At 44.2% G+C, this 14,078-nt stretch carries 9 protein-coding genes; 7 read left to right on the plus strand and 2 right to left on the minus strand.

Translation table 11 applies throughout. The features are described from left to right. The first annotated feature begins 47 nt into the window (after positions 1 to 47). From AAA970_RS22990 to AAA970_RS23015, 6 genes are all read left to right on the plus strand, one after another. A complete protein-coding gene (locus AAA970_RS22990) occupies positions 48 to 3,215 on the plus strand; it encodes a LamG-like jellyroll fold domain-containing protein (RefSeq protein ID WP_338239230.1) in 3,168 nt (1,055 codons plus the stop codon). A 66-nt stretch (positions 3,216 to 3,281) separates the two neighbouring features. Then, entirely contained in the window at positions 3,282 to 4,817 is a 1,536-nt protein-coding gene (locus AAA970_RS22995) for a sulfatase-like hydrolase/transferase (protein ID WP_338239231.1), read from the plus strand. A 50-nt stretch (positions 4,818 to 4,867) separates the two neighbouring features. Next, entirely contained in the window at positions 4,868 to 4,993 is a 126-nt protein-coding gene (locus AAA970_RS23000; protein WP_338239232.1) for a hypothetical protein, read from the plus strand. Positions 4,994 to 5,025: 32 nt separating this feature from the next. Next, a complete protein-coding gene (locus tag AAA970_RS23005) occupies positions 5,026 to 6,297 on the plus strand; it encodes an RHS repeat domain-containing protein (RefSeq protein WP_338239233.1) in 1,272 nt (423 codons plus the stop codon). Continuing rightward, positions 6,284 to 6,712, plus strand: a complete 429-nt coding sequence (locus AAA970_RS23010; protein WP_338239235.1) for a hypothetical protein — start codon at positions 6,284 to 6,286, stop codon at positions 6,710 to 6,712. Before AAA970_RS23005 ends, AAA970_RS23010 begins: the two co-directional genes overlap by 14 nt. A 147-nt stretch (positions 6,713 to 6,859) precedes the next feature. Next, the gene (locus AAA970_RS23015) at positions 6,860 to 7,129 is read left to right on the plus strand and encodes a hypothetical protein (RefSeq protein ID WP_338239236.1); all 270 of its coding nucleotides are present in this window, start codon (positions 6,860 to 6,862) and stop codon (positions 7,127 to 7,129) included. Positions 7,130 to 7,590: 461 nt separating this feature from the next. On the opposite strand, the gene AAA970_RS23020 is transcribed toward AAA970_RS23015, so the two are convergent. Next, on the minus strand, positions 7,591 to 10,173 hold the full coding sequence (locus AAA970_RS23020; protein WP_338239237.1) for a beta-glucosidase: 2,583 nt from the start codon (positions 10,171 to 10,173) through the stop codon (positions 7,591 to 7,593). A 64-nt stretch (positions 10,174 to 10,237) separates the two neighbouring features. Next, positions 10,238 to 12,157 (minus strand): glycoside hydrolase family 97 protein, encoded by a 1,920-nt coding sequence (locus AAA970_RS23025; RefSeq protein WP_338239238.1) that lies wholly within the window; start codon positions 12,155 to 12,157, stop codon positions 10,238 to 10,240. Positions 12,158 to 12,384: 227 nt separating this feature from the next. On the opposite strand from AAA970_RS23025, the gene AAA970_RS23030 reads away from it, so the two are divergent. Continuing rightward, positions 12,385 to 13,956 (plus strand): sulfatase, encoded by a 1,572-nt coding sequence (locus tag AAA970_RS23030; protein ID WP_338239239.1) that lies wholly within the window; start codon positions 12,385 to 12,387, stop codon positions 13,954 to 13,956. Positions 13,957 to 14,078: the final 122 nt, after the last annotated feature.

The following is a 14,078-nucleotide window of genomic DNA, read 5'->3' on the forward strand; positions in this document are numbered from 1 at the left end:
TCAATCAAAGATTTTTTTTACCTGTCAACCCATACTTTTAATAGTTTATGAAAACTCGTTTATTACTGTTATTATTTTTTATAAGCAGTCTTTCTGCCATTGCCCAACAGGCGGTTACGCCCCGTACAGGCTTCGATTTTGTGGAAAGCATTGGTATCTGTACCCACTTTTCTTTTCGGGGTCAGCCTTACGTTGATCGCTTTGATACCGTAGCCCATGTGTTGGGTAATTCGGGTATCCGTTATATTCGTGACCGTGCCATCTCTGATAATCAACAGGGCAAGGATCATGTGGAATATTTGTACAATACTTATGGTATTAAAACCGTGGCCGTTTTTCCATGGAGAAGCCCATACAAAAGCTTTGACGAGGTGGATAACAAGCTGAACAGCCTGGTAGATTATTCGGACATGATCATTGCCATCGAAGGAGCCAATGAAGCCGACCACAGTGCCAAGGACTACAATGTCCCTGAAGGATGGACAGACGATTTGCAGGAAAATCATACCTATCTGTATAATGCCGTAAAAAACCATGAGGCAACAGAGATCAACAGCAAACCTGTATTGGCACCTTCCCCAACCTTCCCGAATCGCGTACCTTGGATGGGGCCGATGAATGATAAGTCTGATCATTATAATATTCACTCCTACCACGGGACGCGTTACCCCGAGTATGCCGATAGCCATTTCTTTAATTATTTCATTAAAACAGCCGAGGCCAATCCCGATGATCCGAATACGGCTGATAATATGTGGTCCACAGAGTCTGGTTTCCACAACGAAATTGGTTATCAGCACAGTAATCCAAATGGCGTTCATGAAGAGTCTGAAGGCTATTACCTGCCACGAATGTTGGCTCATTATTTTAATAATGGTATTCAGCGTACGTTCATTTACGAGCTGATGGATCACAAATCACCTGATCCTCGTGACGCTCAGGATGACTTCGGAATCGTTCGCTTCGATATGAGCTACACGCCTGCCTATATCGCCGTGCGCAACCTGATCAAGATTATCGAAGAGGACGAGCAACATACCAATATCACGCCATTGGATATTGAAATTGAAGGGGCAGATGATGATACTTATACCACTTTACTCCAGAAATCAGATGGTACTTATTATTTGATGATCTGGAATGCAGGTGATAACTATGATTTCGATACCCGCTCGTTTGTGACAAGTAGTGAGCGTGCCGTGAAAGTGAAATTTGCGAGCGCTCAGCCACGCATCAATCTCTACAATCCAAGAGTATCCTCAGGGGCGATTGCTTCCACAGAAAATGTTACCGAATATGACCTGATGCTCAAAGATTATATCCAGATCCTGGAGATTGGTAATGTTACACCAAATCTGGCACCAACAGCAAGCTTTACGATGACGCCTGAAAGTGGTGTGGCCCCATTGAATGTTACCTTCGATGCAAGTGCATCCGCAGATCCTGACGGAACAATCACCAACTACCACTGGAGTTTTGGCGATGGGGAAAATGCCACAGGAATGAACCCTAAACATACTTTCACCACCGAAGGGGATTCTGCTACTTTCGTGATTACCCTGACCGTTACCGATGATCAGGGAGCCGATGCGATTTACACCGACACCCTTTCGATGGTGAATTATAAACATCCTTTCTTTGATAAAATCTCTTTACCGGGCGAGGTGCTATTGCACAATTTTGACATCGGTGGAGAAAGCCATGCCTACCACGACAGCGACGACGTCAATACAGGTGGGGAGTATCGAATGAATGAAGGGGTGGATATTGCTAAAATAACCGAAGAGGATCGAAACATCTATTATATCACCGATATTGAATCGGATGAGTGGTTGTCTTATTCTATTCAGGTAGCCTCTGCCCAAACGGTTACGGTTTATGCCACCGTCGCCTCAGATAATGCGAATGGTAAGTTGGCCATTGAAATCAATGGAGAGGAAGTTTTCTCTGATATCGCCGTGAAAAATACAGGGGGAATGACCACTTTTGAGGAAATCGAAATTGGGGAGCTGGCCATAGACGGAGAGATGGCAGAGTTGAATGTTCATTTTCAGACAGGAGGCTTTAACATTCAAAGCCTTCGATTTGATGGTGTGGTGGAACCGATGATGTATTGGCCATTGAATGAGTCAGGTGATGACTTGGTGGGAGAAAATCACATCGCATTCAAGGGGGATGAACTTTACAGCGAAGAGGCCAAAGAAGGGTCCCACTCCGCCTTGTTGAATGGCGAAAGCTGGATGGATATCAGCGATGACCGCCTGATTGACGAAACCAGCGTCCGTTCAGTAGCCATGTGGTTTAAGGCAGACAGCACCTCAGGCACACAATTGTTGTTCGATGAAGGGGGATGGGAAAAAGGTTTTGGCCTCCAGATAAAAAACAACAGCTTGCAGGCCATGGCCAAAAATGGATCTGAAAGAGCGACCATCAATACCAACTTCAGTTCCACCGATTGGAATCTTGTCGCTTTCGTTTACGGTAACAAAAAATTCAGCCTCTACCTCAATGGAGTGGAAATGAATACCGTAGATGCACCTGAAGTTGTAGGAAGACATAACAATGGTGCGGGTTTGGGTGCCCGTAATGGAGGCGATTGTTTTGGTAATGGTTTTGAAACAGGGCACCGTTTTACAGGACTGATAGATGATGTTTATATTTATCAAAAGGTGCTTTCTAAGGAAAAAATATTTGAGCTGGCAGGCATTAAGCAAGTGTACCCTGAGGGCATCATGATCAGCGATGAAACACTGACACTCAAAGTAGGGGACCGTCAGGATCTCGAGGCGGAAGTTTTTCCTTCGGATGCCAATGAAAAAGGATTTTATTATGAAAGCTCTGATCCTGAGGTAGTGGCCGTAAATTATGTGTCGGGATTGGTGCGTGCGGTCGCTCCTGGTACTGCCGAGATTTATGTTAAAACAAGCTTCGGCTATTTCACAGATGTTTGTACCGTTACGGTGGAGGAAGATCGAGTTACTTCGGTTGATCAGGCGAGGATAAAGGTGTTCCCAAATCCCGCCTCATCAGTGATCAACCTTAATACAGACCAGACTTTACCTTTCAAGATTTTGAGTATCAGCGGTGTTGAAGTCTGGACAGGCACGACAACACCTTCTCAGGGTATTGATATTCAATCTTTATCGAGCGGTATGTATCTGTTGCAAATAGCGACGAACCATGGTATAGAGTCGATTAAGTTCATAAAGAAATAATTTTAGCACACTGTTCAACTTCAGCCATACACCCTAACCGGTGTGTGGTTTTTTTCAACTCAAAATATGCAAAAGCTTCTTTACCTGTTGCTCATGGCGGTCTTGCCAATGGGCTGCCAAAACAAAAAGCAAAACAGTCCCGAGCGGCCGAATGTCATTTTGATTTACCTCGACGATTTGGGAATTGGTGATTTATCTTGTTATGGCAGCAAACAGTTGCAAACACCCAACATCGATCAGCTTGCACAGGAAGGCCTGATGTTCACCAATGCTTATGCGTCAAGTGCCACCTGTACGCCTTCAAGATATGCCCTGATGACAGGAATGTACCCCTGGAAAAAGAAGGCTCATGTGATCAATGGAGATGCACCGATGCTCATCGCTACCGACGCCCCGACTCTTCCCAAAACATTCAAGAAAGCGGGTTACCGAACCGCTGTGGTAGGAAAGTGGCACCTGGGTCTCGGCAATGGAAACATAGACTGGAACCAAACCATCAGTCCCAATCCGAACGATCTCGGATTTGATTATTCCTATATCATGGCAGCGACTAATGACCGCGTCCCCACGGTTTATGTAAAAAATGGGAAGGTAGATAATTTGGACCCGAAAGATCCTATTGCGGTGAATTATAAAGAAAATTTCGAGGGAGAACCCACTGCACTGACCCATCCTGAAATGTTGCGTCTGAAATGGTCACACGGCCATAACCAAAGCATCGTCAATGGAGTGCCACGCATCGGCTTTGTCAAAGGAGGGAAAAGTGCCCATTGGGTCGATGAAAACATGACCAATGACTTCCTCGCTGAAGCCCAACACTTTATTCAAAAAAGCAATCAGAGCCAACAACCCTTCTTTTTATATTATGCCATGCATCAGCCGCATGTTCCTCGCTTGCCCCATCCAAAATTCAAAGGAAAAAGTGGTCTGGGAGCCCGAGGGGATGTTATTTTGGAAGCTGATGACGCCATTGGCCGTCTGATGAGTTTTCTGAAAGAGCAAAAAATTGCGGATAATACCCTGATCATTTTCAGTAGCGACAACGGCCCTGTGCTGAGCGATGGCTATGCCGATCATGCCATTGCCGACAACGGAACCCATCGCCCATGGGGTAAATACCGAGGTGGAAAATACAGCCTGTTCAATGCCGGGACGAACGTTCCATTCATCGTTTGGGCACCCAAGATGGTCAAAAAAGGAACCTCAGACGCCCTTATTTGTCAGATGGATTTGATTAATACCTTTAACGAATGTCTACATTTAGCTGTCGATCAACACCTTGATGCACAGCCTTTGACCAATACGTTATTCGGTTTGAATGAAAAAGGGCGAAGTCATTTAATGCTTGAGGCCAATGCTCGACTATGGCTCAGAAAAGGGGATTGGGCCTATATTCCACCTCAAAAAGGCGTAGCAATCAACCCTGACATCATGATTCCATTGGGTCGATCCGTAGATGAACAATTGTATAATTTACAAGCTGATACGCAAGAACAGGTAAACCTTGCCGACACAGAACAGCAGCAGCTGATTCAGCTTAAGAAAGTATTCAAGGAGGAATTGCAAGGCGAAGAACCCATGTTTTTATATATGACCCAATAGGCAATTTAATCTCGGATAATTCCGAAGAAATCACTAATATTAAATGGAACTTGCAGGGCAAAGTAGCGCAGGTATCCAAGGCCAGTGGAATCGCCACCTACGCCTATGATGCAGCGGGCAACCGTGTATCTAAACTACATGATGAACAAAGTAGCATCTACATCCGTGGTCGCTGAGCCTGTCGAAGTGTGACGCTTCCGCCAATACCATGGCGGTCTATGACCAGTCGGGTGCGCTGAAAGAAATGCCGATTTACGGCAGTCAGCGCATTGGAATGATCAAGGCACTGGATACCGATGGGCAATTCACCCACGGTAACCGACAGTATGAGTACAGTAACCATTTGGGGAATGTACTTGCCGTCTCTTCCGATAAAATGGTCAAAGCCGGTGGGGAAGGCGATCTGATTTCCGCTTCCAATTACTATCCTTTTGGGTTGAGGATTGGGGATCGGAGTATGAGGACGGCGGATTATCGATATGGCTTTAACGGTAAAGAAGACGACCGAAATTTCTCCAATAGCCAACTGATTCAGGATTATGGATTCAGGTTGTATAATCCAGCGATAGGGAAGTTCTTGAGTGTGGATCCGTTGACGAAGGAATTTCCTTGGTATACGCCATATCAGTTTGCGGGGAACATGCCTATTTGGGCAGTGGATTTGGATGGATTGGAAGAGCGGATAGTAATCACCCGTCATTTGGATGATGGATCTACCAAGTTATCTACTTATCAATATGGAGACAAAGGATTTTCTGAAATAAAGAATGCGATGTGGCAATATACTACTGCAGAAAATAAGGATGCTTTTTGGACTGAAGGTTGGAACAGTTATACCATGGGAATGGGCTACGGAGGTTACGATAACCAATATAATGGACCTTCTAAGGGCGCTTTGTATGTTGATTCTTATCAGAATGGAGATCAAAGTACAATCTCTTACAATCCACATTGGCGGGATAATTCAAATCCTGATTTTATGTATTCTGCCTTGAAGCTATGGGATTCCCCTGCTATGAGAGCATATACAGGAGATGGATTATACTATGAAGTTGGTGCTGATATGTATTCTGGAGCAGGTGCTTCAGGCTCGTTAGGGCTGTTTATCCCATTACATGGCCCTGATTTTGGCAAAATAGCACTTTATGCTGATGGTGGTGTGGGAGTAGGACTGGATCCAGCTTCAGTGAGTATAGGGAAAGGTAAGGCTTTTTATTCAGGTGAAGCGAGAAATTTCAAGATCAATAAACAGTTTGCAGGAAATAGGTATTCTGGAAGTTTAGGTGTTGAATTTATCGGGGAAGTTTCTCTAAATGGCAGTCTATCTGTTGCTGATGATTTTAATCAAAAAATGGCTACTGCTGGAGTGTCTATTGGCTTATCAGTTCCTATTTCTCCAATTACAGGAGGAGTTAATTATGGCAAGACAACAACTAAAACGATAACTATTTTTGATAACCCAGCATATGATGAAGAGTAACAAGAAATATTTTAGATCAATTTTAATAATTTTATTATTTATTCCACCTTTATTTTACATTGTTAATTGGATTGAGGGGAGTAGATATGAAAATCTAAGAAGGTATCGATTAATTATTTTAAAAAACTCGGTTGATATTATAATTAAAGAAAATTCATTTGATAAAGGTTGGAGTAAGGTAATAGGCGCAAAACAGGATAGTTTATTGTTCAATGGAGCTGACAACTTATCTTATTCCAAAAGAGGAATGGACTATGAGTTTGGTATATTTATTCAAAAAGGAGACCGAATAGTTAAACACTCAAATAGTGACACACTATACGTGATTCGAAATAAGGAAAAATATTATTTTATTGCCGATTATAAAACTCCATTAGACTCAAACGCCATTAATAAGGATTTAATAATTAAGTAGTTAAATTAACAAATGCCAGGCCAGTGGAAACGCCGCTTACGCCTATGATGCCACGGGCAACCGGGTATCTAAACAACATAATGGACAAAGTAGCATCTACATCCGTGGTCGCTGAGCCTGTCGAAGTGGGATGCCTCTGGCAATACTATGGCGGTTTATGACAAAGCGGGTGTACTGAAAGAAATGCCGATTTATGGTAGTCAGCGCATTGGAATGATCAAGGCGCTGGATACCGAAGGAGAATTCACCCACGGTAACCGACAATACGAGTACAGTAACCATTTGGGGAATGTACTTGCCGTCTCTTCCGATAAAATGGTCAAAGCCGGTGGGGAAGGCGATCTGATTTCCGCCTCCAATTACTATCCTTTTGGGTTGCCGATGGGTGATCAATGGTCATTATGTCCTACGGGTTAAAACCCGCAGCTATTACCAAATGTACCTTCGGCACAGCAGTCCTGTAAGGCCTTTTTGTAATAGACATGGAATTCATTCCATGTTTAATGAGGTGGGGTGAGTTGTGGAAATGGTTGTGTGGTGGCTCATAAATTGAAAAATGGGTCGTAGACAGGAGCCTACGACCAGAATAAGCCTGTGGCGGATTATTGAAATGGGCTATCACGAGAGGGACTCTCGCGATAGATTGAATAGAATAACGTGAAAAAATAATCTGTGGAAATCTGTGTCATCTGTGGACAATAGAAAACTATCAATATCCGATTTGTGAGTTCAATTTTCGATGGGTGAGGGCTTCAACCCATTTCAATGGTTTTTTATATTGATAGGCCAAGGCTTTATCCTTGGTAAAAAAAATAATTGGTCGTAGACCGAAGCCTACGACCAGAAATAATACGCCTTTACAAGATCGATAAATGTAATCAACGCGTTGGCTTCATTGTACTCACCGCACAGCTCCCTACAATTTCAAACTGTCCGACGAGTTGTTGCTTTCCATCAAAAATCTCGATGCTTGCCTTCCCCTCATTGATCTTTTTCTGAAGGTCGGCATCATAAATTCCCATATTGTCCGTTGAGATTTCGAAAGCGATTTCCTGCGTGTGTTTGCCTTTCAGCTCCACTTTTACAATCTGCACCAGCTTTTTAATCGATCTGTCAGGCGCATTTTCGCTGCTAAAGTAGACTTGGTATTTTTTTGTCAGGGGTTCGTTTCCTGTGTTTTTAACATAAAAAGTACCCTTTAGATTTTCGCCTGCAGTTAGCTTTGCAGGAAGCTCAAGCTTGCTCAGCTCGGTGGTGGAAAAATCAAGTCCGGCACCAAAGCGGTACAATGGTTTGCCTGAGAAATATCTATAGGTACGCTCTTGCATGCTGTAATCATTCATCGCAGGCATCTGATCAAGGTTTTGATAAAAAGTAACCGGCAGGCGGCCCTGTGGTTGGTATTTCCCCAACAGTAAATTTGCCAGGGCATCACCTGTTCGTTCGCCAGGGTAGAAGGCCTGAATGACTGCCTCTGCTTTTTGGTTGATCTCTGTGAATGCGATGGCGCTACCAGAAAAGTTTACATAAATGATCGGTTTGTTGAGTTGGTACAACTCATCAAATAGTTGCTGTTGCACCTGCGGTAAGTCAATGGAGGTGCGGTCTCCCTTATAAAACCCTTCGAGGTCAATGTCCATTTCCTTGCCTTCCTCTCCTTCGAGCCTCGGTGAAATCCCCCCACAGAAAACGATCACCTCAGCCTTTTTGGCAATTGCTATGGCTTCCTTTTGATAATCAAAATCGGTCTGCACCCATGTCCATTCTGCCTGCGGACAAATACTGTTTTTGTACCAGGCGGGCTTGGTTTGGTAGCTGATCGATATTTCATATTGCTCGCCTTTTTTCAGATCAACGATGCTGTGTATTTTTTTGCCCTTGATTTTAGTTTCTACATTTCCTCCGAAACGGTATTGCCCACTGCGCTGAGGAATCAAAATGCCCTCCCACTTGACGGAAAACTGTTCTTGTATTTGCTGATTCAAAGGTGTTTTTTCCCAGGTGAAATTTATTTGTCGATCCACTTGGGTGAAGGATTGTTCCGCTTTTTTGGGGTTAAAATAAGTCGCCTTGAGCCCAGCTTTCAGTTTGCCTCTTTTTGTTTTATGAAAGAGCACTTCAGCGGGTACCACATCGTAATGACCATATTTATCGGCAGTCAGTGCGGAGCCTTTCGAAAAGGAAATTTGATTTTCACCAAAAGCTTTTTTCAGGCCAATCAATGGGGTAGAAGGAGCAATCGGCAGACCATTGTAATTCCCGAACAGTACGTCAATATTATCTGCATTTGGGCCGATCAGGGCTATCTTTTGCGAAGGGTCAAGGGGCAAAATGCCATTGTTTTTCATCAGCACCAATGCATTTTGCGAAGCCTCAAGGTTGATCTGCTGATGGCGCTTACTACCCACTACTTCATGTGGGTTTTGTGCATACTTTTGTTGATCCTCCGTATCAAATAGCCCCAATTTAAAGCGTGCCGTGAACAACCTTTTCACCGACCGGTCAATATCGCTTTCACTGATTATTCCCTTAGCTACGGCCTCCTCAATATGATCCTCCATGAATTGTTTTGACTCCTCACAGTTCAGGTCTGTACCTGCCGAAAGCGACCAACCCAATGCCTGCGAGGGCTGATCCACCACCTGATGTGTTCCTTCCTTATAAAAATCAGAAATCGCCCCGCAGTCAGAAACCACATAGCCAGTAAATCCCATTTGCTTGCGCAAAATTTCCTCCAGCAAATAATAAGATCCACAACAGGGCTGATCACGGAAGCGGTTGTAGGCGCACATCACCGACTGCACATTGGCATCTTTGACGACCGTCCCGAAGGCAGGCAGGTAGGTGTTGTACAGGTCAATATTGTTGGTGTAAAAATTATCGGAATGCCGACTGAATTCGGGTCCGCTATGAACTGCAAAATGCTTGATGGTCGCCACTGCCTTGAGGTGGTCGGGATCATCACCCTGCAAACCTTTGACAAATTGAGTCGCCAGCAAGCCGGTCAGGAATGGGTCCTCACCATAGGTTTCCTGTCCGCGTCCCCATCTCGGATCCCTGAAAATATTGATATTCGGCGACCAATAGGTAAGGCCTGTATAAATGGAACGGACATCGTTGCGGACAAAATGATGGTGCTTGGCACGGCCTTCGTCCGAAATGGCAGTGCCAACTTTGTAAATCATTTCCTGATCAAAGGAAGCCGCGAGGCCGATCGCCTGCGGAAAAACAGTCGCTTTTCCTGCTCGTGCCACCCCATGCAGACATTCATTCCAGTAATTGTAAGCAGGTACTTGCAGACGGGGAATCGCAGGGGCAGCACTGAAGAGTTGCCTCAGCTTTTCTTTCAGACTCATCCGCGAAACGAGGTCATCGACGCGTTGCTCGGTAGTCAATGTGGTATTGAGGTAATCAGGGGAGTACTGCCCGTTTTGAGCATATAGCACAAGGCTATTTATCATAATGCAAATCGGCAATATGCTCCAAAATTTTATAAATCGTCTCATTTGCTATCTATTAAAAAAGTTAATCAATGATGGCTGAGAACCCACCGTTCTCGATCATTTCTACTGTTAGCTCTCCCGTCAAAGATTGATTGTTGACGAACTGAAAGTCCTCTGCCCATCGGTCAGCATTGATGCCGTCTTTGAGTATTTGCGCTGTTTTGTTTTGCAGGAAATCTGCCTTGAATGTTTTGCTGTAATTTCCTTTGGCGCACATTCCGCCGACGAACCATTGTTCTCCTTTTCTTCTTGCCATCACCACATACTCTCCAAATTTGGCATCGAGCACTCGTGTTTCATCCCAAGTAGTGGGAACCTGCGTAATGAAGTCGGTACATTCCTGCGCACGTTCATAGTTGGATGGGGTATCACATAGCATGTTCACTGCCGATTCATAAACCACATACATGGCCGCCTGATGAGCCCGAGTGCCTTGTCCGCCAGCGCGGATATCATTGGAAGGACAAAACTCGGTAGGGTGGAAGTTGCGCATAGCGCCAGGGGTGTAGTCCATCGGTCCGGCAGTCATTCTGATAAATGGCAAGCGCAGGTTATGCTCAGGTGTTACCCACGTTTTGGATTTTGAGTATTCCAGTCCAAGCACGCCTTCGTGCGAAACGATGTTGGGATACTTTCGCTGAAGGCCGGCAGGTTTGTAGGAACCATGAAAATCCACCAACAGTTGATTATCCCAGCAGGCTTTGGCTACCTCTTCATAAAAATTGACCATGTCCTGATCGGCGCGGTTCATAAAGTCCACCTTGATGCCGGCAACGCCCCATTTTCGATACAATGGTAAAACCTCCATTTGTTTTTCCAGCGTCATCCATGATGCCCAGAGGATCAGATCAACCTTTTTTTCTTTCCCGTAAGCAATGATTTTTTTCAGGTCAAGCGATTGGGCAGGTTTGGAAATATCGGTTGTGGAGATCGACCATCCTTCATCCAAGAGTAAGTAAGGAATGCCATTCTTTGAGGCGAAATCAATATAATACAAATAGGTTTGCGTATTGATGCCCGCCTCGAAATCCACGCCATAGAGGTTCCATCCGTTCCACCATTCCCAGGAAACCTGCCCAGGCTTTACCCAGTCGGTTTGATCACTGACAGGCTTTGGTCCTAAATGATAAGGCAAAGTGGTGGTGAGCAGGTCTGCATCTTTTCCGATGACGAAGATCCTCCAAGGGAAATTTCGCTTGGTATTCGTTTCGGCAATATAGGTCTCGGTGCTCTTGACCACGCTTCGGCGATCGCCACTATAAACTACCTGTTTCGGTTTTTTGGGGAAACAGATCTCAAGTGTATTGGGAGCGTCTGATTTTCGGACAAACATATTGGGATAGTCCAGAACATCCGTATCCGTCAAAAGGACTTGCGTATTTTGGGGTGTAGTAACCAACATGGGCAGGAAGTTGACCTCATACTCGCTGAAGTTTTTGATGTCATGTGGTTTGTAAGGTTTCTCGTATGCTGAGGCGAAATCATCCTTGATATTGGTGCTCCAAACGGTACTTTTTTCAGGATATTGGATTTTCAGGCCTTCATTTACACCCATCACCTTATCCCTGCTTCCTTTAAATCGATAAGCCAAACCATCATTGTACAAACGTAGCTGAAGTTGTACGTCATTAAAGGAAAAGTTGGCTGAGGTATAGGGCTGATTAATCTGACTGAACTTCAAGGGAACTGCTGCTTCGAACTGATCGGTTCCATTGCCTAAAACAGGTTTGACTTTTCCACGGACCTGTTTTTTGCCATCGAGTGCTATTTGAGGATCCGACAGGCTGACCACTTTTTCCCCTTCGTAGAAGACCTCAATTTTCAGCGTTTTTTGATGAGTTATTTCTGCAGATAATTTCCCGTTGGGCGCATTTATTTTCTGAGCAAAAACGGAAAAAGGCAACAGCAAAAGCCAAAGAAAAAATAAAGGTGATCGTTTCATGTTCTTGAATTCATTTATAAAAAAATAACAAGCTTAAGGTATTCAAGTGCTTTATATTCAATTGTTATGATGGTCGAAAAACATGAAAATGATACCCGATTTACATGATATGATACCCCATTGCAAGTGGTGAAAGATGGGCGTGCACGAGCGACAGGCTTTGAGAAAATGCCATTATTTCTTTTGGAAGAAATACTGTACTTTCATTTTATCAAAAATGAACCCTTATGAGAATTTTAGCTTTTATCCTGGTTTTTATTTTTTTAGCAATGCCAATTAGTAGGGCGCAAAATCGTCCGAATGTGTTATTTATACTGGTAGATGATTTGGGTTATCATGACCTGTCTTTTACCGGAAGTTCATGCTATGAAACTCCGAATATCGATCAACTCGCTTCTGCTTCCGTTAATTTCACACAGGGCTATGCCAATTGCCAAGTGTGCAGTCCGTCACGTGCAAGTATCATGACCGGAAAATTTCCGGCACGTCATGGCATAACGGAATGGATCGGCGCGAAGGAGGGAGAAGCATGGCGCACCGAGGGCAGACATACCAAACGGTTGCCCGCGACCTATGCCAAAGGCTTAAGCACCTCAGAGTTCACTATTGCTGAGGCTTTCAGGGAAGAAGGCTACACTACTTTCTTCGCAGGGAAATGGCATATCGGAGATCATGGTTCCTTGCCTGAAGATCATGGTTTTGACATCAACAAAGGAGGTTATGAAAGCGGTAGCCCAAAGGGTGGTTATTTTTCTCCTTTTAAAAACCCTGCTTTGGAAGACCATCAGGCGGGGGAAAACCTTAGTTTTCGTCTGGCCAAAGAAACAGGTGATTTTATTCAGAATCAGGCGGATATAGGAAAGCCTTTTTTCGCTTTTTTGAGTTTTTATGCCGTTCACAGCCCTATACAGACTGATCGGGACACATGGGCTAAATATAGAAATAAGATTGAACAAAAAGGGGTAAGTCCCAAAGGGTTTGAAATGGGGGAGCGAAAACCTATTCGACTGCATCAGGATAATCCGGTGTATGCCGGACTGGTGGAGCATATGGATCAGGCTGTTGGACATGTTTTGAAAGCCCTGGAAGAAAGTGGCACCTCTGATAATACGATCGTTGTGTTTACTTCTGATAATGGTGGAGTGGTTGCTGGAGATTCGTTTTCAACCTCCAATGCTCCGCTTCGGGCCGGAAAAGGGTTCGAGTTTGAAGGAGGAATCCGGGTACCCTTTTTTATTAAATTACCCAATAGGGAATTTGCCCAATTGAAGGTGAATTATCCGGTGATTGGGTCCGATTTTTACCCTACGCTTTTAGCTTTGACCGGAGGGAAAAAGTATCCTTCCCAATATCTTGACGGTAAGGATTTAAGCCCCTTGTTCAATGGTGGAAATGTGGAGGAAAGGCCCTTGATCTGGCATTATCCGCATTATAGTAACCAGGGTGGAGCACCAGCAAGTATGATCCGTTTGGGCAACTGGAAGTTGATCTATGATTATGACCATGAAAAAAGCAGTCTCTATCATTTGGCAAATGATGTAGGCGAACAATTTGACCTGAGTGCAGCTTATCCGGAAAAAAGGGAGGCCTTACTCGTAATGATGAAGGAGTATTTGGATGCGGTAGGTGCTCAGGAACCTCCCATAGATCAGCAGTATGATGCCAAAAAGGAAGAGGCTTATCTAAAAAAATTAGAGCTGCGCTTATTGCCTAAGGTGGAGGAAATCCGAAAGGAACAGCAGCGTATTGATTATGAGCCTAATGCAGATTGGTGGGGAAGTATGCTGACTTACGATTAGCATATATTCCGTTAGTTTAAGCCGAATTAAACAACAGTAGATTTGGTAACTCACCTTAAGAAATTTAATTTCAATAAGGTTGTTCTTGCTGAATTATGAATAGTCCAAATTTGGGCAAGCTT

The sequence above is a fragment of the Persicobacter diffluens genome (genome assembly GCF_036244895.1).
GTDB classification, from domain to species: Bacteria; Bacteroidota; Bacteroidia; order Cytophagales; family Cyclobacteriaceae; genus Persicobacter; species Persicobacter diffluens.